17 protein-coding genes are annotated in these 19,456 nt (G+C 65.8%); 9 read left to right on the forward strand and 8 right to left on the reverse strand.

Going from position 1 to position 19,456, the window contains the following annotated elements; all coding sequences use genetic code 11:
• Position 1 precedes the first annotated feature (1 nt).
• The 3 genes from B2R83_RS03440 (at position 2) to ilvD (ending at position 3,997) form a co-directional block, all read left to right on the forward strand.
• Positions 2–1,282 (forward strand): dihydroorotase, encoded by a 1,281-nt coding sequence (locus B2R83_RS03440; RefSeq protein ID WP_292038344.1) that lies wholly within the window; start codon positions 2–4, stop codon positions 1,280–1,282.
• A 21-nt stretch (positions 1,283–1,303) separates the two neighbouring features.
• Positions 1,304–2,041: a lysophospholipid acyltransferase family protein gene (locus tag B2R83_RS03445; RefSeq protein WP_292038283.1), complete on the forward strand. Its 738-nt coding sequence runs from the start codon at positions 1,304–1,306 to the stop codon at positions 2,039–2,041.
• A gap of 93 nt (positions 2,042–2,134) precedes the next feature.
• Positions 2,135–3,997 carry a dihydroxy-acid dehydratase gene (gene ilvD / locus B2R83_RS03450; RefSeq protein WP_292038284.1) on the forward strand — a complete coding sequence of 621 codons (1,863 nt, stop codon included), beginning with the start codon at positions 2,135–2,137 and terminating at the stop codon, positions 3,995–3,997.
• 30 nt (positions 3,998–4,027) lie between these two features.
• Here ilvD and B2R83_RS03455 read toward each other — a convergent pair whose 3' ends face one another.
• Positions 4,028–4,885 (reverse strand): symmetrical bis(5'-nucleosyl)-tetraphosphatase, encoded by an 858-nt coding sequence (locus tag B2R83_RS03455; RefSeq protein WP_292038285.1) that lies wholly within the window; start codon positions 4,883–4,885, stop codon positions 4,028–4,030.
• Positions 4,886–5,185: 300 nt separating this feature from the next.
• Between B2R83_RS03455 and B2R83_RS03460 the strand changes: the two genes are divergently transcribed.
• From B2R83_RS03460 to B2R83_RS03485, 6 genes are all read left to right on the forward strand, one after another.
• Positions 5,186–6,286: a glycosyltransferase family 4 protein gene (locus tag B2R83_RS03460; RefSeq protein WP_292038286.1), complete on the forward strand. Its 1,101-nt coding sequence runs from the start codon at positions 5,186–5,188 to the stop codon at positions 6,284–6,286.
• 92 nt (positions 6,287–6,378) lie between these two features.
• A complete protein-coding gene (locus B2R83_RS03465; RefSeq protein ID WP_027866660.1) occupies positions 6,379–6,696 on the forward strand; it encodes an H-NS family nucleoid-associated regulatory protein in 318 nt (105 codons plus the stop codon).
• Positions 6,697–6,914: 218 nt separating this feature from the next.
• Positions 6,915–8,297: a phosphomannomutase/phosphoglucomutase gene (locus B2R83_RS03470; RefSeq protein WP_292038287.1), complete on the forward strand. Its 1,383-nt coding sequence runs from the start codon at positions 6,915–6,917 to the stop codon at positions 8,295–8,297.
• 10 nt (positions 8,298–8,307) lie between these two features.
• A complete protein-coding gene (gene waaC / locus B2R83_RS03475) occupies positions 8,308–9,288 on the forward strand; it encodes a lipopolysaccharide heptosyltransferase I (RefSeq protein ID WP_292038288.1) in 981 nt (326 codons plus the stop codon).
• Positions 9,285–10,553, forward strand: a complete 1,269-nt coding sequence (gene waaA / locus B2R83_RS03480) for a lipid IV(A) 3-deoxy-D-manno-octulosonic acid transferase (RefSeq protein WP_292038289.1) — start codon at positions 9,285–9,287, stop codon at positions 10,551–10,553. The genes waaC and waaA overlap by 4 nt, the downstream gene beginning before the upstream one ends.
• Positions 10,554–10,603: 50 nt before the next feature.
• Positions 10,604–11,164 (forward strand): YcxB family protein, encoded by a 561-nt coding sequence (locus B2R83_RS03485; RefSeq protein WP_292038290.1) that lies wholly within the window; start codon positions 10,604–10,606, stop codon positions 11,162–11,164.
• Between the two features lie 54 nt (positions 11,165–11,218).
• On the opposite strand, the gene B2R83_RS03490 is transcribed toward B2R83_RS03485, so the two are convergent.
• The 7 genes from B2R83_RS03490 to B2R83_RS03520 form a co-directional block, all read right to left on the reverse strand.
• Positions 11,219–12,121: a M48 family metallopeptidase gene (locus tag B2R83_RS03490; RefSeq protein WP_292038291.1), complete on the reverse strand. Its 903-nt coding sequence runs from the start codon at positions 12,119–12,121 to the stop codon at positions 11,219–11,221.
• A 44-nt stretch (positions 12,122–12,165) separates the two neighbouring features.
• Entirely contained in the window at positions 12,166–12,906 is a 741-nt protein-coding gene (locus B2R83_RS03495; protein ID WP_292038292.1) for a lysophospholipid acyltransferase family protein, read from the reverse strand.
• A gap of 47 nt (positions 12,907–12,953) precedes the next feature.
• Positions 12,954–13,508 carry a D-glycero-beta-D-manno-heptose 1,7-bisphosphate 7-phosphatase gene (gene gmhB, locus B2R83_RS03500; protein ID WP_036215260.1) on the reverse strand — a complete coding sequence of 185 codons (555 nt, stop codon included), beginning with the start codon at positions 13,506–13,508 and terminating at the stop codon, positions 12,954–12,956.
• Between the two features lie 9 nt (positions 13,509–13,517).
• Positions 13,518–15,614 carry a glycine--tRNA ligase subunit beta gene (gene glyS / locus B2R83_RS03505; RefSeq protein WP_292038293.1) on the reverse strand — a complete coding sequence of 699 codons (2,097 nt, stop codon included), beginning with the start codon at positions 15,612–15,614 and terminating at the stop codon, positions 13,518–13,520.
• Positions 15,615–15,632: 18 nt separating this feature from the next.
• Positions 15,633–16,547: a glycine--tRNA ligase subunit alpha gene (gene glyQ, locus B2R83_RS03510; RefSeq protein WP_027866669.1), complete on the reverse strand. Its 915-nt coding sequence runs from the start codon at positions 16,545–16,547 to the stop codon at positions 15,633–15,635.
• A 292-nt stretch (positions 16,548–16,839) separates the two neighbouring features.
• Positions 16,840–18,330, reverse strand: a complete 1,491-nt coding sequence (lnt, locus tag B2R83_RS03515) for an apolipoprotein N-acyltransferase (protein WP_292038345.1) — start codon at positions 18,328–18,330, stop codon at positions 16,840–16,842.
• Between the two features lie 83 nt (positions 18,331–18,413).
• A complete protein-coding gene (locus B2R83_RS03520; protein ID WP_292038294.1) occupies positions 18,414–19,292 on the reverse strand; it encodes an HlyC/CorC family transporter in 879 nt (292 codons plus the stop codon).
• Positions 19,293–19,456 lie beyond the last annotated feature (164 nt).

The following is a 19,456-nucleotide window of genomic DNA, read 5'->3' on the forward strand; positions in this document are numbered from 1 at the left end:
GATGAACTACCACATCAAGAACGGCCGGGTGATCGACCCGGCGAACGGCATCGACGCCGTACAGGATCTGTTTATTGCCGACGGCAAGATCGCCGCCCTCGGCAAGGCCCCTGACGGCTTCAGCGCCGACCAGACGTTTGACGCGACCGGCCTGGTGGTCGCCCCCGGCCTGGTCGACCTGTCAGCGCGCCTGCGCGAGCCGGGCTACGAATACAAGGCGACGCTGGAATCGGAAATGCAGGCGGCGATGCAGGGCGGCGTGACCACCCTGGTCTGCCCGCCGGACACCGACCCGGTGCTGGACGAGCCGGGCCTGGTCGAGATGCTCAAGCACCGCGCGCGCATCCTCGACCAGGCCAACGTGCATCCGCTGGGCGCGCTGACCATGGGCTTGAAGGGCCAGGCGCTCACCGAAATGGCCGAGCTGACCGAAGCCGGCTGCATCGGCTTCTCGCAGGCCGAGGTGCCGGTGCTGGACACCACCGTGCTGCTGCGCGCCATGCAGTATGCCAAGACCTTCGGCTACACCGTGTGGCTGCGCCCGCAGGACGCCCACATCGGCCGCGGCGGCGTGGCCCACAGCGGCCCGTTGGCCTCGCGCCTGGGCCTGTCGGGCGTGCCGGTCATGTCGGAAACCATCGCCCTGCACACCATCTTCGAGCTGATGCGCGCCACCGGCGCCCGCGTGCACCTGTGCCGCATGTCCTCCGCGGCCGGTTTGGCGCTGGTCGCCAACGCCAAGAAGGAAGGCTTGAACGTCACCTGCGACGTCGGCGTGCACCACCTGCACATGACCGACGCCGACATCGGCTTCTTCGACCCGAATGCGCGCTTCAACCCGCCGCTGCGCAGCCAGCGCGACCGCGACGCGATCCGCGCCGCCCTGCTGGACGGCACCGTGGATGCGGTCTGCTCCGACCACACTCCGGTCGACGAGGACGAGAAGCTGCTGCCCTTCGCCGAAGCGACCCCGGGTGCGACCGGCCTGGAGCTGCTGCTGGCGCTCACCCTGAAATGGACCGAGGACCAGGACGGCAAGGAGGCGCTGGCCCAGGCGCTGGCCAAGGTCACCTCAAGCCCGGCGCGTATCGCCGGCCTGCCCGCCGGCACCCTGTCGGTGGGCGCGGCGGCCGACGTGGTGCTGTTCGACCCGGGCGCGCGCTGGAAGGTCGAGCGCAAGGCCCTGGCGAGCCAGGGCAAGCACACGCCTTTCCTCGGCTTCGAGCTGGCCGGGCAGGTGCGGGCGACGCTGGTGCGCGGCCGCGTGGCCTTCCAGCGTTGATGAGGTGAGCCCGCTCGCATCGTGAAGATCCGGCTTGCCCTGCGCCTGGCGCGCGTCGTGGTCCACCTGGTGGCGGGCCTGGCGACCTGCGCCCTGGTGTTCCCGCTGGTCTCGCTCGCCACGCGCGAGCGCCTCACGCGGCGCTGGTCGCGCAAGCTGCTCGGCCTGTGCCGCGTGAGCGTCCAACAGACGCCGGGAGCGCCCGTGCTCGAGCACGCGCTGATCGTGGCCAACCACGTCTCCTGGCTCGACATCTTCGTCATCAACGCGCTGCATCCCTGCCGTTTCGTGGCCAAGGCCGAGATCCGCTCCTGGCCGGTGCTCGGCTGGCTGGCCGCCGCCGCCGGCACGGTCTTCATCGCGCGCGGCAACCGGCGCGAGCTGCGCCACATCTTCAAGGGCCTGGTCACCGTCTTGCAGGAGGGCCAGCGGGTCGCCTTCTTCCCCGAAGGGACGACGTCCAGGCAGGGCGAGATGCTGCCTTTCCACGCCAACCTGTTCGAGGCCGCCATCGACGCGAAAGTGGCGGTGCAGCCCTATGCGCTGTCCTATGTGGACGCGAGCGGCGCCTATCACCATTCGGTCGACTACACCGGCGACACCACCTTCGTGGACAGCCTGTTCACGATCCTGGAAGGCAAGTCGGTGATCGCGCGGCTCCAGCCGCTGGCGCCGATCGATGCAACCGGGGCGCATCGCCGCGAGCTGGCCGAGGCCGCGCAGGAGGCGGTCGGCGCAGCACTGCTCTGTGATATGTAAAACGTATCACAGAGCAATAAATCATATATTGGACAACTCACAGCCGAGGCGGCACGCTGGTGCCTTATCTATACGCTGTTCGAGGAGACCACCATGCCGACTTACCGTTCCCGCACCACCACCCAGGGCCGCAACATGGCCGGCGCCCGTGCCTTGTGGCGCGCCACCGGCATGAAGGACGGCGACTTCGAGAAACCGATCATCGCGGTGGTCAACTCCTTCACCCAGTTCGTGCCTGGCCACGTGCACCTGAAGGACCTGGGCCAGCTGGTGGCGCGCGAGATCGAAGCCAGCGGCGGCGTGGCCAAGGAATTCAACACCATCGCGGTCGACGACGGCATCGCCATGGGCCATGGCGGCATGCTGTACTCGCTGCCCTCGCGCGACCTGATCGCCGACTCTGTCGAGTACATGGTCAACGCCCACTGCGCCGACGCCATGGTCTGCATTTCGAACTGCGACAAGATCACCCCGGGCATGCTGATGGCCGCGATGCGCCTGAACATCCCGGTGGTGTTCGTCTCCGGCGGCCCGATGGAAGCGGGCAAGGTGGTCAAGGTGGTGGGCAATGACCGCAAGGTGATCAAGCTGGATCTGGTCGACGCCATGATCAAGGCCGGCGACAGCACGGTGTCCGATGCCGACGTTGCCGAGATCGAACGCTCGGCCTGCCCGACCTGCGGCTCCTGCTCGGGCATGTTCACCGCGAACTCGATGAACTGCCTCACCGAGGCGCTGGGCTTGTCGCTGCCGGGCAACGGCACCATCGTCGCCACCCATGCCGACCGCAAGGAACTGTTCCTGCGCGCCGGCCGCCTGATCGTGGAAGTCGCCAAGCGCCACTACGAACAGGACGACTACTCGGTGCTGCCGCGCTCGATCGCCACCAAGGCCGCCTGGGAAAACGCGATGGCGCTGGACGTCTCGATGGGCGGCTCCACCAACACCGTGCTGCACCTGCTGGCGGCGGCGCACGAGGCGGGGGTGGACTTCACCATGGCCGACATCGATCGCATCTCGCGCAAGGTGCCCTGCCTGTGCAAGGTGGCGCCGATGACCGACAAGTACCACATCGAAGACGTGCACCGCGCCGGCGGCATCATCTCCATCCTGGGCGAACTGGCGCGCGCCGGCCTGCTCGACACCTCGCTGCCGACCGTGCACAGCCCGACCATGGGTGAGGCGATCGAGAAGTACGACATCAAGCGCAGCGACGACCCAAGCGTGCACCGGATGTTCCGGGCGGCGCCGGGCGGCGTGCCGACCCAGGTCGCGTTCTCGCAGGCCGAGCGCTACGAGGAAAACGACCTCGATCGCAGCACGGGCTGCATCCGCGACCGCGAACACGCCTATTCGCAGGACGGCGGCCTGGCGGTTCTGTACGGCAACATCGCCGAGAAGGGCTGCATCGTGAAGACGGCGGGCGTGGACGAGAGCATCCTCAAGTTCAGCGGCAAGGCGCGCGTGTTCGAAAGCCAGGACGCGGCGGTGGAAGGCATCCTCGGCGACACGGTGCACGCCGGCGACGTGGTCATCATCCGCTACGAAGGCCCGAAGGGCGGGCCGGGCATGCAGGAGATGCTGTATCCGACCTCGTACATCAAGTCCAAGGGCCTCGGCAAGGCCTGCGCGCTGTTCACCGACGGGCGCTTCTCGGGCGGCTCCTCGGGCCTGGTGATCGGCCATGCCTCGCCGGAAGCGGCCGAAGGCGGCGCGATCGGGCTGGTGGAGGAGGGCGACATCATCGACATCGACATCCCGGCGCGCACCATCAACCTGCGCGTCAGCTTCGAAGAGCTGGCGCACCGGCGCGGGAAGATGGAAGAGCGCGGCCGCGATGCGTGGAAGCCGGTGGCGCGCGAGCGCTACGTGTCGCAGGCGTTGCAGGCGTATGCGGCGCTCACCACCTCGGCGGACCGCGGCGCGGTGCGCGACCTGAGCCAGCTGCACCGCTGATGTCAACAATGGCCGGCCTTGCCGGCCATTTTACTTTTTACCGCTGTGCTCCCGATACTCGGGACAATCCACCTGCAGCAGCGAGCGGTCGTCCAGGCACACCGCCGTCAGCTTCCCGCCCCACACGCAGCCGCTGTCGAGTCCCACCAGCTTGGGCCGCAGCACCAGCCCCAGCGCCGACCAGTGCCCGAACACCACGGTCACGTCGGCCGTCGCCCGCTGTGGCAGGTCGAACCAGGGCACCAGGCCGGAGCCCTCCGGCCCGCTCTCGCTTTCCTTGTGCAGGAAATCCATGCTCCCGTCCGGCGCGCACAGGCGCATGCGCGTGAGCGCGTTGACGATGCAGCGCAGGCGCGCCATCCCCGTCAGGCTGTCGTCCCACCGGTTCGGCTCGTTCCCGTACATCTGGCCCAGGAAGTCGATCCAGCCGTCGCCGCGCAGCACGGCTTCGACCTCGTGCGCCAGCGCCATCGTCTGCGCCGCGCTCCATTGCGGCGCGACGCCGGCGTGCACCAGCAGGTGCGCATCGAGGAACATCGCCAGCGGGCGCTGGCGCAGCCACCCGATGAGTTCATCGCGGTCGGGGGCGGCCAGGATCTCGTCGAGCGTATCGGAGCGGCTGCTGCGCTGCGCGCCGACCGCCACCGCGATCAGGTGCAGGTCATGGTTGCCGAGCAGCGCTTCGATGCGGCCGGGGTTCTCTTCGGACAGCGCCTTCATGCGGCGCAGTGCGGTCAGCGAATCCGGACCGCGGTTGATCAGGTCGCCCACGAACAGGATGCGCGGCTGCGTTTGTCCATGCTGGTGCGCGTCGTCGACGATGCGGTCGATCAGGAGTTGGGCTTCGTGGGCACAGCCCTGCAGGTCGCCGATGGCGTAGGTTCTCATGTTGTTCTTATCGAAGTGGTGGAGCAAAGTGCGGAACAGGACCGCTGAGGGGATACTAAATGATTTCGCCAGTGCCCGCATCGGCATGGCGAAACGCAGGCGAATACGGAACACGTGCGCGCAATCGAACTGGCGCGAATTTGATGCAATCGAACGACGCCGTGCAGAATCGCATTCGGCTCCGGAGCGCCTCATCTATTCCGGTACAATGGGCCACCATTCCCACGATAAGAGTGCGGTGTTTTTTTCCGCAGGGTCGACGCGGAAACGACTTATAGTGTGCACCGAAAGAATAATAAAATGTTCTCCTTTTTCGTCGGTTTCGTATCCTGTGCACTACTCACCCTGCTGGTGATTAAGTATGCGAAGCGCAATGGCTTTGCGCTCGATACCGATTATGGCGGCGTGCAGAAGTTCCACGCGCATCTGGTTGCGCGCATCGGCGGAGTGCCGATCTTTCTCGCCGTCTTATTCACCGCCGCGATGTCGACGATGCGCGAACCGGCGCTCGGCGCATGGATTGCGCCGCTGCTCGGATGCGCCTTCATTGCCATGGCCGGCGGTATCGTCGAAGACTATACGGGCCGCGTTTCACCGGCGCGCCGGCTGCTGCTCACGATGCTTGCCGCGCTGTTCGCCTATTACCTGCTCGATGCGAAACTGGTGCGCCTCGACCTGCCCTGGGGCGCGCTGCCGCTGCAATTGGATCTGGTGGTGCTGCCGCTGACGGTGCTCGCGGTGGCGGGCATCGCGAATGCCGTGAATATCATCGACGGCTTCAATGGCCTGGCCAGCATGGTCAGCATTTGCATGCTGCTGTCGCTGGCCTATGTGGCGCTGCAGGTGGGGGATATGGTGGTGCTGGTGACCGCGCTGATCGTGGCCGGCGCCACTGCGGGCTTCCTGATCTGGAATTACCCGGTGGGCCTGATTTTCCTCGGCGACGGCGGCGCCTACTTCATCGGTTTCATGCTCGGCGAGCTGGCGCTGCTGCTCGTGATGCGCAATCCCGGCGTGTCCACCTGGTACGCCGCGCTGCTGCTGATTTATCCCGCATTCGAAACGATATTCTCCGCTTACCGCCGCATGTTCGTGCGCGGTAAATCACCGGCACTGCCGGACGGAATTCATCTGCATAGTTTGATATTCCGGCGTATCGTGCAATGGACGGTGGGGCCGCGCGAGGCGCGCGCACTGATGAAACGGAACGCACGCACTTCGCCTTATTTATGGCTGTTTTCCCTGATGGCCGTCATTCCGGCAACCGTGTTCTGGAAAAACACCAGTGTGCTCATCTTCTTCAGTTTGTTGTTTATAATCAGTTACCTCTGGTTATATGTGCGTATTGTTCGATTTAAGTCGCCACGCTGGCTTTTCTTACAAAAGAAAAAGCGCAATTAACTTATTAATGCTAGTATATTGCGACAATTGGTGAGTATCTCGCCATGCCGTACAAGCTTTAATTTCAACCTTTCATTCAAGAGGGAACGACGATGGATCTGTCCAATATGTCCGTAGGCGATTTGCGCAACCTGCAGGAACAAATCAAGCAGGAGATGAAGAAGCGCGAAGTCCAGGAAGTGCAAAAGGCGCGCGAACAGATTCTGGCGATCGCGCAGAGTGTTGGCGTGCCCCTCAAGGACCTGCTGGCGACCGGCGGCCGCGGCAACGCGACCAAGGGCAATTCGGTGGCCGTGCGTTATCGTCATCCGGACAATGCATCGCAGCAGTGGACCGGCCGCGGCCGCCAGCCGAAATGGGTCAAGGAATGGGTCGAAGGCGGCAAGTCGCTCGACAAGCTGCGCGTCTAAGCTTATTCCAGCCGGACTTCCCGGCCCTGGCAGGACCAGCGCGAGCGGTCCGTCCGTTTCCCACCGGACGCCGCTTGCCGCTACAATAGCTATATTTGTCATTCCTTCAAGGAAGCGCGTCAGTGCTCCCTCGATGACTATCCAATAATTAGGCGCCGACGCCTGCCGCGTCCTCCGGCTGCTTTCGTATGCCCGCGCCCCAGCTTTTCAAGGACATCATGGTTGCTCTCTCGAAAACGATCTTCAAGGCCTATGACATTCGCGGCGTCATCGACAAGACGCTGGATGAAGGCATTGCACGCCACATCGGCCGCGCATTCGGCGCCGCCGCCCTGGCGAAGGGAGAGCGCAAGGTCGTGATCGGCCGCGACGGCCGCCTGTCGGGTCCCGGCCTGGCCGCCGCCCTGGGCGAAGGCCTGCGCGACGCCGGCGTGGACGTGATCGACCTCGGCATGGTCGCCACCCCGATGGTCTACTTTGCCACCAACGTGCTCGACACCCGTTCGGGCATCATGGTCACCGGCAGCCACAACCCGCCGGACTACAACGGCTTCAAGATGGTCATGGCGGGCGAGGCGATCTACGGCGACGCCATCCTGGCCCTGCACGACAGTATCGCCGCCTACGACGGCAAAGTCGCCGAACAGCGCGGCGCCTACGGCACTCATGACATCCGCGCCGCCTACCTCGAGCGCATCATTGGCGACGTCAAGATCGCGCGCCCGATCAAGATCGCGGTCGACTGCGGCAACGGCGTGGCCGGCGCCTTTGCCGGCGACCTGTATCGCGGCATGGGCTGCGAGGTGGTCGAACTGTTCTGCGAAGTGGACGGCCACTTCCCGAACCACCACCCGGACCCGGCCCACCCTGAAAACCTGCAGGACCTCATCAAGGCGCTGCAGGACACCGACGCCGAGATCGGCCTGGCTTTCGATGGCGACGGCGACCGCCTCGGCATCGTCACCAAGGATGGCCAGATCATCTTCCCGGACCGCCAGATGATGCTGTTCGCCAGCGACGTCCTGTCGCGCAATCCTGGCGCCGAGATCCTATACGACGTCAAGTGCACCCGCCACCTCGCTCCCTGGATCGAGAAAGCCGGCGGCCGCCCCTTGATGTGGAAGACCGGCCACTCGCTGGTCAAGGCCAAGCTGAAGGAAACCGGCGCGCCGCTGGGTGGCGAGATGAGCGGCCACATCTTCTTCAAGGACCGCTGGTACGGCTTCGACGACGGCCTGTACGCCGGCGCGCGCATGCTCGAGATCCTGACCAAGGAAGCCGATCCGTCGAAGCTGCTCAACAGCCTGCCGATCGCCAGCAGCACCCCGGAGCTGCACCTGCACCTGAAGGAAGGCGAGAACTTCGCCCTGATCGACAGCCTGCGCGCCAACGCGACGTTCCCGAGCTCTACAAGCATCAACGGCATCGACGGCCTGCGCGTGGAATACCCGGACGGCTTCGGCCTGGCGCGTTCCTCGAACACCACCCCGGTGGTGGTCCTGCGCTTCGAAGGCGAGAACCCGGAAGCCCTGGCGCGCATCCAGGCCGAGTTCAAGACCGTGATCCTGGCGGCCAAGCCGGACGCCGAACTGCCGTTCTAAGGACCTGCGCTTGAAGATCCTGCTGGTGCGCGTGTCGTCGCTGGGCGACGTGCTGCATAACCTGCCGATGGTGGCCGACATCCTGCGCCACCATCCGGGCGCCACCATCGACTGGGTGGTGGAAGAGGGCTACACCAGCCTGGTGCGCCTGAATCCGCACGTCCGCAAAATCATCCCCTGGGCGCTGCGCCGCTGGCGCAAGGGCCTCGGCAAGGCGGAAACCCGGGCCGAGATCAAGGCCTTCTTCTCTACCTTGCGCGAGGAGGAGTACGACTATGTGTTCGATACCCAGGGCCTGCTCAAGACCGGCGTCATCATGGGCGCGGCGCGCGTGCGCAAGGGCGGCAGGAAGGTCGGCCTGGCGAACGGCAGCGAAGGCTCCGGCTACGAGGGCATCTCGCGCATCTTCCACACCGACAGCATCCCGCTGAATCCGCGTACCCACGCGGTGGCGCGCGGGCGCATGGTCGCCGGCGCCGCGCTCGGCTACACGGTCGACCATGCGCCGGATTTCGGCCTGCCTGCGCCGCAGGCAGCGTCGCGTCCCGGCTTCCTGCCACCTGAAGACTATGCCGTGTTCTTCCACGGCACCGCGCGCGACGCCAAGCGCTGGTCGCGCGACAATTGGATCGAACTCGGCCGCGCCCTGGTGCCGATGCCGGTGCTGCTGCCCTGGGGCTCGCCCCAGGAACAGCAGGAGGCCGAGGCCATGGCCGCCGGCCTGCCGAACGCGCGCGTGCTGCCGAAGCTGTCGATGATGGATGCGGTGGCCCTGGCCCAGCATGCGCGCCTCGCGGTGGGCGTGGACACCGGCCTGACCCATATCGCCGCCGCCTTTGTCCGCCCCACGGTCGAGATCTACTGCGATTCGCCGAAGTGGAAGACCGAGGGCAACTGGTCGGACAGGATCGTCAACCTCGGCGACCAGGGCGCGCCGCCGTCCGCGCCTGAAGTCATCGCCGCCGCGCGCCGCCTGCTGGAGGCCGTGTGAAGCGGTGGCTGTATTCGCTGGCCTGGTGGCTGGCGCTGCCGCTCGTGTTCGGGCGCCTGTGGTGGCGCGGGCGCAAGGAGCCCGGCTACCGCGCCCACTGGACCGAGCGCCTCGGTTTCCCGGCTGCGCCCCCATCGACGCGCACGACCTTGTGGGTGCACGCCGTCTCGGTCGGCGAAACCCGCGCCAGCGAACCGCTGGTCGAGGCGCTGCTCGCCGCGTATCCCGATTCCCGCATCCTGCTGACCCACATGACGCCGACCGGCCGCGCCACCGGCAAGTCCCTGTTCGGCCACCACGGCGAGCGCCTGGTGCAGTCCTACCTGCCTTACGACACCGGCTTCATGGTGGGGCGCTTCCTGCGCCGCTTCCAGCCGCGCGTGTGCATCCTGATGGAGACCGAGGTGTGGCCGAACCTGGTCGACAGCTGCGCCTCGGCCGGGGTGCCGGTGGCGCTGGTCAATGCGCGCCTGTCGGAACGCTCGCTGGGGCGCGGGCAGAAGATGGGCGCCCTGATGCTTGACGCGGCGCGGGCCATCACGCTGGTGGCGGCGCAGACCGAGGCTGACGCCGCCCGCATCCGTTCGCTCGGCGCGCCGCAGGTGGCGGTCACCGGCAGCATCAAGTTCGACGTGGTGCCGCCCCAGGCCGCGCTGGAGAAGGGCGCCTGGCTGCGCGCGCAGTTCGGCCAGCGTCCCGTGTTCCTGTGCGCCAGCACGCGCGAGGGCGAGGAAGCCCTGATCCTGGACGCCTGGCAGCGTGCGGCGGACAAGCCGGCGAATGCACTGCTGGCGATCGTGCCGCGCCATCCGCAGCGCTTCGACGAAGTCGAGAAACTGGCCGCGGCGCGCGGCCTGTCGGTACAGCGGCGCTCGCGCCTGGAAGCGGGCATCGGCAATGCCGACGTCCTGTTGGGCGACTCGATGGGCGAGATGTTCGCCTACTACGCCGCCTGCGACTGCGCCTTCATCGGCGGCAGCCTGATGCCGCTGGGCGGCCAGAACCTGATCGAAGCCTGCGCCCTGGGGAAGCCGGTGCTGGTGGGCGAGCATACCTTCAACTTCGCCCAGGCGACCGAGGAAGCGGTAGCAAGCGGCGCCGCCCTGCGCGTGCTCGACGCCGACGCCTTGATCGCAGCCGCGCTGCGCCTGCTGGAAGACGAGGCCGCCCGGCTTGGCATGGGCGCGCATGCGCTCGCGTTCGCGGGCCGGCACCGCGGCGCCACCCTGCGCACTGTTGAACTCCTGCGACGACTTATCCGGTAGGTTTTGCTACCATTCCGGTTCGAGCTCGGATAATAACCAGGGGATGCGCTATGTTGTCGTTTAATCACCCGAGGCCGCTTAGTGACCCAATGGGCAGCAATCAACCTGTCGCCATGCCGGTACAACAGCAGGCCGACGACAAGCTGCTGCACATGCCTGTGAGTGACGGCCCGGTGGATATCCCGGCGCCATCCGCTGCGCCTCCCGTTCCCTTATCCGAACTGCATTTCTTCGTGCGCTACACGCTGGGTGAATACATCAGCTTCATGTGGCAGCACGGCGGTTTCCTGATCCGCCGCCGGCGCATCCGCTGGCCAGCCAGCCTCTACCTTCGCCTGAAAAGCACCTTCGGCGCCGCCCTCCATTTCGTCATGCTCGGCCGCGGCCGGCGCACCTATGAATTCACCATCGACCAGCACGGCATCGTGCGCACCAGCGGGGGCGTGACCCTGATCGGGTGGGAAGACGTGATCGGCGTGCGCACCTATTCGCGCGGGTTCATGATGGTGCTCAAGCGCGGGACGCTGCCGATTCCGTATCGGGCGCTGTCGGAGGCGCAGGAGGCTGCGATGCGGGAGTTGGCGGCTGCCCGCCGCGACGCGCTGTTGTAGGGTGGGCGGGTCTCCCGCCCACCCTACGGTCTACGACAAATCCAGCGCCGCGAATCAATCCGCGAATAGCACCGGCATCTCGAGCGACCGCTTCTTGAGCGCCAGCCGCGCCCCGTCGTAATCCGGATACACCTCGCCCACCGTCGCCCAGAAACGCGGACTATGGTTCATCTCGCGCAGGTGCGCCAGTTCGTGCACCACCACGTAGTCCACCAGCGACGCGGGATAGTGGACCAGCCGCCAGTTCAGGCGGATATTGCCCTCGATCGTGCACGACCCCCAGCGCGTGCCCGCCGACGACAGCGCAAAGGCCTTGTAGGCCACGTTCAGCTGCGGCGCGAAGAAATCCAGGCGCTCCTTGAACAGCCGTTTCGCCTCGGCCTGGAACCACAGCTTGACGCGTTCCTTCAGCTGCCATTCCGACAGGCCGGGCACCACGCCGATCCACAGCTCGCGCTTGGCCGCGTCGTACTGGCAGTGGCTGCGTGCCGCTTCTTCCAGGCGCAGGGTGATCTCGCCGCCCAGGTAGGGCAGGCGGGCGCCGTCCTTCCATTCGACCGGTGCCCGTTCCTGGCGCAGTGCACGGCGCTCCCCGCGCTCCAGCAGCTTGGTGAGGATCCAGCGCTGCTTGGCGCGGATCGCGTTGTCGATGTCGATTTGAGTGCAGCGGCGCGGGGCGGTCACGCGCAGGCCGTCGTCGTCGATCATGAAGCCGATCGAGCGGCGCGTCGAGCGGCGCAGGGCGTAATCGACCGTATGGGACCCGAGGACGATGCGCTTGAGCGGCGGCTCGCCCTCGCCGACGGGCGGACTCGGGATGAGGTGGCGCGGCGCCGGGGGCGGCGCCTTGAAGAGAGGCTGCGAGGGCGGGGCCGGTTTATCCGAAGGCTTGAGCGCCGCGAAGAATTCCTGTGCAAACAGTTCCAGCTGGTGCCCGTCGATCCTGGAAGAAGTCATAAGTTGCTGCGGTCGTGAATTCCTGATCTGGGCGCTGACGTCGCTCAGCCACCTTTGTAGACGTGGGGCGAGATAACGCGCATTTCGGATTCTATCCAATTTTCGACCTCTTGCATCATGCTGTCGGGGGTGTGGTTTTCCGGCGAAATCGGCTTGCCGATCGAGACCGTGATCAGGCCGGGGCGCTTGAGGAAGGAATTCTTCGGCCAGCACTCACCTGAATTATGCGCGATCGGGACGACCACGGTTTGGGTTTCGACAGCCAGGCGCGTACCTCCGCTCTTGTACTTGCCTTTCTGGCCCACCGGGATGCGCGTCCCTTCCGGGAACATGATGATCCACTGGCCATCGGCCAGGCGCCGGCGGCCGTGCCTGACCACCTGGGCGAACGCGTTCTTGCCCTGCTTGCGGTCGATCGGGATCATGCGCAGCAGCGCCATGCCCCAGCCGAAGAAGGGGATGTAGAGGATCTCCTTCTTGAAGACGTAGACCAGCGGCCGGGTGAGGTTCGGCAGCAGGAAGATGGTCTCCCACGCCGACTGGTGCTTGGACAGGATGATGGCCGGGCCGTCCGGCAGGTTCTCGTAGCCCTTGAACTCGTAGCGGATGCCGCAGATGACCTTTGCGCACCAGATGATGAAGACATTCCAGCGCGAGGTCACCCAGAAGCGCTTGTTGTAGGGCAGCGGCGCCGCCAGGAAGCATACACAGGCCCACACCACGGTGGCCACGATCATGACGATCTTGAAGAGCAGGGAACGCAGGAACAGACTGAGGGTATGCAAAGGGGCTCCGGACAATGGACTGGTTCTGGATGTTATAGCTTACTTGTTTACTCGGGCCGCTGTGCCGCGGTCTTGAGGAAGGCGTTCACCATCGACGCGAGGTCGGGGAATACCTGGGTGCCGGGCGGCAGGCCGCCGGTCTGCTGGGTCTTTTCGCCCTTGCCGGTCAGGACCAGGTAGGGCACGCAGCCCATGATGAAGCCGGCCTGCAGGTCGCGCAGCGAGTCGCCCACGGTGGGCACGCCCTTCAGGCTCAGCTTGTAGCGCTTGCTGATCTCCTCGAACATGCCGGCCTTGGGCTTGCGGCAGTCGCAGTTGTCGGCCGCCGCATGCGGGCAGAAGAAGATGGCGTCGATGTCGGCGCCGACCAGCTGGGCGCTGGCGTGCAGTTTCTGGTGGATCGCGTTCAGGGTCGTGATGTCGAACAGTTCGCGCGCGATGCCCGACTGGTTCGAGGCGATCACGACCCGGTAGCCCGCCTGGTTCAGGCGGGCGATCGCTTCCAGCGAGCCGGGAATGGGAATCCACTCCGCCGGCGACTTGATGAAGTCCGGCGAGTCGTGGTTGATGACCCCATCCCGGTCGAGGATGATGAGTTTCATGATAATGCCTTATGCCGCGAGCTTGGAGATGTCGGCCACGCGGTTCATCATGCCGTGCAGCTGCGACAGCAGCGCCAGGCGGTTGTTGCGCAGCTTGACGTCCTCCGCCATCACCATGACGTCGTTGAAGAAGGCGTCGACTTCATCCTTCATCAGCGCCAGCGTCTTGAGGGCGCCGGTGAAGTCGCTCTTCTCGAACGCGCTGCTGACCTCGCCCTCGAGCGCGGTCATCTTGGCGGCCAGCGCGCTTTCCGCCGGTTCGACCAGCAGCTCCTGCGCCACCGAAGCGTCCTGCGGCAGGGCGTCCTCGTTCTTCTTCAGGATGTTGGTGATGCGCTTGTTGGCGGCGGCCAGCGAGCTCGATTCCGGCAGGGCGGCGAAGGCCTGTACTGCTTCCAGGCGCTGGACCACGTCGTCGACGCGGTCCGGGTTCTGGGCCAGCACGGCCTCGACCTCGTTCGGCGAGAAGCCGCGCTCGCGCAGCATGCCGCGCAGGCGGTCCAGCATGAACACGGTGACCTCGGCACGCGGATCCTTGAACGCGGCCTGGCCTTCGAACACGCCGGCCGCTGCAGCCAGCAGCTCGGAGATCGACAGCGGCAGGCGCTTCTCGACCAGCATGCGCATCACGCCCAGGGCGTGGCGGCGCAGCGCGAACGGATCCTTCTCGCCGGTCGGCTGCAGGCCGATGGCCCAGATGCCGACCAGGGTTTCCAGCTTGTCCGCCAGCGCCGCCACCAGGCCGGTATTGGTCGAGGGGAGCGCATCGCCGGCGAAGCGCGGCTGGTAGTGCTCGGAGGCGGCCAGGGCGACTTCCTCGTGCTCGCCGTCGTGGCGTGCGTAATAAGTGCCCATGATGCCCTGCAGTTCCGGGAACTCGCCCACCATGTCGGTCAGCAGGTCGGCCTTGGCCAGGCGTGCGCCGCGTTCGGCCAGCGGCACGTCGTAACCCAGGCGGCGCGCGATGCTGCTTGCCAGGATGGTGACGCGTTCGCTGCGCTCGAGCTGGGTGCCGAGCTTGTTGTGATAGACCACGTTTTCCAGCAGCGGCAGGCGCGATTCCAGGGTCTTCTTCTTGTCCTGCTCGAAGAAGAACTTGGCGTCCGACAGGCGCGGGCGCACCACGCGCTCGTTGCCGCCGATGATGGCCGAGGGGTCGTCGGTTGCCAGGTTCGAGACGATCAGGAAGCGCGAGCGCAGCTTACCCGAGGCATCGGTCAAGGCGAAATACTTCTGATTGGTCTGCATCGTCAGGATCAGGCATTCCTGCGGCACCGCCAGGAACTCCTCCTCGAAGCGGCATTCGTAGACCACCGGCCATTCGACCAGCGCGGCCACTTCGTCGAGCAGCGATTCCGGCATCAGGACCTGGTCGGCGCCAGCCTTGTCGAGCAGCTGCTTGCGGATGCTTTCCTTGCGCGCTTCAGCGCTCGACAGCACCTTGCCTTCGCTTTCCAGCACTTGTGCGTACTGGTCGGCGTGCGGGATGGCGATTCTCCCGCCGTGCGACAGGAAGCGGTGGCCCATGGTGTGGCGGCCGGCTTCCAAACCCAGCAGCGTCAGCGGCAGCACCTGTTCGCCATGCAGGGCGAGCAGCAGGTGCACCGGGCGCACGAAGTGCACCGTGTCGCCGCCGGGGCGCTGGTAGCTCATGACCTTCGGGATCGGCAGCTTGGCGACGGTCTCCTGCAGCACGTCCTGCAGGGCGCCGGCGAGCTGGCTGCCGCTGGCGGTGTAGGTGTAGAAGAAGGATTCGGCCTTGCCGTCCTGGGCGCGTTCGAGGTCGCTGATCTTCAGGTCGGGGAAGCCCAGCGCGGCCAGCTTCTTGCCAAGGGGCGCGCTCGGGTTGCCGTCCTTGTCCAGGGCGACCGAAACCGGCAGCACCTTTTCGCGGATCGATTTGTCGGGCGAGGTGCCGCGCACATTGGTGATCGTGACCGCCAGGCGGCGCGGGGTGGCGTGCGACGTGACGACGCTATCAAGCTCTAAAAAGTCGCGCGCCTTCAGGCCATTGGCGATGCCGTTCGCAAAGGCGGCGCCCAGCTTGACGAGCGCTTTCGGCGGCAGTTCTTCGGTCTGGATTTCGACGAGGAGAGTCTGGTTCATGGTGTGTTCTGTTCTTCTTTAAGCAGCAGCCTTGTCGGCACCGGGAAGCATCGGGAAGCCGAGCTTCTCGCGCGAGTCGTAGTAGGCCTGGGCCACCAGGCGCGACAGGGTGCGCACGCGGCCGATGTAGGCGGCGCGTTCGGTCACGGAGATGGCGCCGCGCGCGTCCAGCATGTTGAAGCTGTGCGAGGCCTTCATGATCTGCTCGTAGGCCGGCAGGGTCAGCTGCAGTTCGACCAGGCGCTTGGCTTCGGCTTCGTGGTTGCTGAACGCCTGGAACAGCAGCTCGGTGTTGGCATGCTCGAAGTTGTAGGTCGACTGCTCGACTTCGTTCTGGTGGAAGACGTCGCCGTAGGACAGGGTCTTCTTGACCCCGTTTTCTTCCCACTCGGTCCACACCAGGTCGTACACGTTCTCGACGCCCTGCAGGTACATCGCCAGGCGCTCGATGCCGTAGGTGATCTCGCCCAGCACCGGCTTGCAATCGAGGCCGCCGACCTGCTGGAAATAGGTGAACTGGGTGACTTCCATGCCGTTCAGCCAGACTTCCCAGCCCAGGCCCCAGGCGCCCAGGGTCGGGCTTTCCCAGTCGTCTTCCACGAAGCGCACGTCGTTCTTCTTCAGGTCCAGGCCCAGGGCCTCGAGCGAGCCGAGGTAGAGGTCGAGGATGTTTTCCGGCGCGGGCTTGAGCACCACCTGGTACTGGTAATAGTGCTGCAGGCGGTTCGGGTTCTCGCCATAGCGGCCATCTTTCGGGCGGCGCGACGGCTGCACGTAGGCGGCGCGCCACGGCTCCGGGCCGATCGCGCGCAGGAAGGTGCCGGTGTGGAAGGTGCCTGCGCCGACTTCCATGTCATAGGGCTGCAGCAGTGCGCAACCCTGCTTGTCCCAGTAGGTCTGCAGGGTGAGGATGATTTGTTGGAATGTGAGCATCGGATGTGAGCAATATGTGGGGCGCTGCGGCATTGCCTGCCGCGGTCACGGTAAATTTGCCAAATGACCAATTCTACTAAGTTTTACCGGTAGGCTGGGGAGCGATTCAACTCAGCAGTACGAATTGGTGGGATTATTTTTCTATTGTTGGCTGTTGCATTTGTAGCGTGGGCGGGGTGATTTCGGGCAATGCCCGGAATTACAAACGCCCACGCGGTGATAGTTAGCAGTAGCTCTGCCGCGCCGACAGATCAACATTGAGTTGAACGCGTGGGCGGGAGACCCGCCCACCCTACGAAACCCGGTGGCGGTAGAGTCGACCGGCGAACCATGCACCAAGCAGCATCAGCCCGCCGAGCGCCAGGAAAGCCAGGTTGCCGGCGCGGACGTACGGGGTCAGGCCTTCGGTGCCGCGCACCGTGGCCGCCAGCACGCCGCGCTCGTAGAAGGGCAGGCGCTGCACGACATTGCCGCGGCCGTCGATGACGGCGGTGGCGCCGTTGTTGGTCGAGCGCAGCATCGGGCGGCCTGTCTCGATGGCGCGCATCTGCGAGATCTGCAGGTGCTGCGGAATCGCCACCGATTCGCCGTACCAGGCCAGGTTCGACACGTTCAGCAGCAGCGTCGCCGGCTTGGCGGCATTGCGCAGCTGGGCCGCGATCTCTTCGCCAAAAGCGTCCTCGTAGCAGATGTTGGGCAGCACCAGCTGGTCCTTGACCGGGAAGGGCGCCTGCAGCGGCTCGCCGCGGGTCTGGTCGCCCAGCGGGATGCTCATCAGGTCGGTGAACCAGCGGAAGCCCGGCGGAATGAATTCGCCGAAGGGCACCAGGTGGAACTTGTTGTAGAGGTAGCCCTGCGTGCCCGCCGCAGCGCGTGGATCGAGCGCGATCACGCTGTTGGCATAGCGCCCCTCGCGGCTGAGGGTCGGAATGCCGATCATCAGGTGGCTGCGGGTCTGCTGGGCAAAGCCCTGCAGCGCATCCAGGTAGCCCGCGGGCAGCTGCTGCGGCGTGACGGGGATCGCGGTCTCCGGCGTGGCGATCAGGTCGGCCGGGGCCGCCGTGATCATCGCCTGGTAGCGCTCGATGATCTCGAACAGGTAGGCCGCGTCGAATTTCTGGTCCTGCCGCACGTCGCCCTGCAGCAGGCGCACCGTCACCGGCTGTCCGACCTCCTGGGTCCAGGCGACGTGCTTCAGGCCGAAGCCGGCCGCCATCACGGCCGCCAGCAGGCCGACGGCCGGCCAGCGCGCGCGCTGGGTCAGCATCACCAGGCAGCCGGCGCACAGGGCAGCCAGCACGCCGAGGCCGTAGACGCCGACGAGCGGCGCGTAGCCGGCGAGCGGTGAGACGTTGTGGGCATAGCCCGAGGCCGCCCACGGGAAGCCGGTGAAGATCCAGCCGCGCATCCATTCCGATACGCCCCACACGGCGGGCAGCACCAGCAGCACGAAGGCGCTCACCGGCAGCGACCACTTGCGGCGCAGCCAGCTGGCGGCGCCGCCGGCGAAGGCGCCGAACAGGCCCATGTACAGGCCGAGCAGGGCGATCGCGATCGCCCCCAGGATGGCGGGCAGGCCGCCGAAGCGGGTGACGGCGATGTACAGCCAGTGCATGCCGGCCACCGACCAGCCGAAGCCGAAGGCCCAGCCCAGCCACACGCCACGGCGTGGCGAGGTTCCCATACCGACCTGGTAGAAGAAGTAGGCGAGGGCGAGGAATTGTACTGGCCACCAGCCGAAGGGCTGGAAGGACAGCAGGGACGTGGCCCCGGCGATCGCCATCAGCACCAAGGCCTTCGGGGAAGGCCTGGTGCCACGCAGAGCAGGGTCGGGAGCGGTTGTGGGCTGGGTACGGCGGCGCAGCATCAGTCGCGGTCGTCTTCGGCGTAAGGCAGCTTCTCGACCAGCAGCACGTGGATCTGGCGCGCGTCGGCGCGCAGCACTTCGAAGCGCAGGTTCTGGAGGTCGAACACTTCGCCCTTGTGCGGCATGCGCCCGAGGTGGCTGGCGACCAGGCCGCCGATGGTGTCGGCATCGATTTCGGGCAGGTCGGCGCCGACTTCTTCGTTGAACTGCTCGATCTCGGTCAGGGCCTTGACGCGCCAGCGCGGGCCGAGCTGGCCTTCCTTGATCGACAGGATGTTGTCTTCGTCCTCGTCGAAGTCGTACTCGTCCTCGATGTCGCCGACGATCTGCTCGAGCACGTCCTCGATGGTGATCAGGCCGGCCACGCCGCTGTACTCGTCGACGACGATGGCCATGTGGTTGTGGTTGGCGCGGAAGTCGCGCAGCAGCACGTTCAGGCGCTTCGATTCCGGGATGAAGATCGCCGGGCGCAGCATCTTGCGCACGTCGAAGGAGTCCTCGGCGTAGTAGCGCAGCAGGTCCTTGGCCAGCAGGATGCCGACCACCTTGTCGCGCTCGCCCTCGATGGCAGGGAAGCGCGAGTGCTGGGTCTCGAGCACGATCGGCAGCCACTGCTCGATCGGATCGGTAATGTCGATCACGTCCATTTGCGAACGCGGCACCATGATGTCGCGCACGGACAGGTCGGAGACCTGGAACACGCCCTCGATCATCGAGAGTGCGTCGGCGTCGATCAGCTTGCGTTCGTGGGCTTCGTGCAGGACTTCGAGCAGTTCTGCGCGGTTTTCAGGCTCGGGGGAGATGAGTGCGGTCAGCCGTTCGAACAGCGACCGGTGGGGTTTGACGTCCGATCGGACGTCACTGGGATACTCGGGCATAGTTTGGCGTGAAGCCGTTGTTGCGATGGGTATAGGATACACCAAAAGCGGCGATGGCCCACAATGCGCGCGGTTAGCACATATTGCTGCAGGTAAAGACGTAGGGTGGGCGGCTCGTGTTCTGGTCCGCTGGACCAGAACACCCCACGCGGTGATAGTTGGCA

Origin of the sequence: Massilia sp. UBA6681 (assembly GCF_002454935.1) — a bacterium.
Classification (GTDB): Bacteria; Pseudomonadota; Gammaproteobacteria; order Burkholderiales; family Burkholderiaceae_D; genus Telluria; species Telluria varians.

Bases quoted from the DNA above. Each gene is read 5' to 3' on its own strand.
- B2R83_RS03440 (WP_292038344.1), top strand. From the start codon at position 2: ATGAACTACCACATCAAGAACGGCCGGGTGATCGACCCGGCGAACGGC.
- B2R83_RS03465 (WP_027866660.1), top strand. From the start codon at position 6,379: ATGGATCTGTCCAATATGTCCGTAGGCGATTTGCGCAACCTGCAGGAA.
- ilvD (WP_292038284.1), top strand. From the start codon at position 2,135: ATGCCGACTTACCGTTCCCGCACCACCACCCAGGGCCGCAACATGGCC.
- B2R83_RS03490 (WP_292038291.1), bottom strand. From the start codon at position 12,121: ATGACTTCTTCCAGGATCGACGGGCACCAGCTGGAACTGTTTGCACAG.
- lnt (WP_292038345.1), bottom strand. From the start codon at position 18,330: ATGGCGATCGCCGGGGCCACGTCCCTGCTGTCCTTCCAGCCCTTCGGC.
- glyQ (WP_027866669.1), bottom strand. From the start codon at position 16,547: ATGCTCACATTCCAACAAATCATCCTCACCCTGCAGACCTACTGGGAC.
- glyS (WP_292038293.1), bottom strand. From the start codon at position 15,614: ATGAACCAGACTCTCCTCGTCGAAATCCAGACCGAAGAACTGCCGCCG.
- B2R83_RS03455 (WP_292038285.1), bottom strand. From the start codon at position 4,885: ATGAGAACCTACGCCATCGGCGACCTGCAGGGCTGTGCCCACGAAGCC.
- B2R83_RS03520 (WP_292038294.1), bottom strand. From the start codon at position 19,292: ATGCCCGAGTATCCCAGTGACGTCCGATCGGACGTCAAACCCCACCGG.
- B2R83_RS03485 (WP_292038290.1), top strand. From the start codon at position 10,604: ATGTTGTCGTTTAATCACCCGAGGCCGCTTAGTGACCCAATGGGCAGC.
- gmhB (WP_036215260.1), bottom strand. From the start codon at position 13,508: ATGAAACTCATCATCCTCGACCGGGATGGGGTCATCAACCACGACTCG.
- B2R83_RS03470 (WP_292038287.1), top strand. From the start codon at position 6,915: ATGGTTGCTCTCTCGAAAACGATCTTCAAGGCCTATGACATTCGCGGC.
- B2R83_RS03460 (WP_292038286.1), top strand. From the start codon at position 5,186: ATGTTCTCCTTTTTCGTCGGTTTCGTATCCTGTGCACTACTCACCCTG.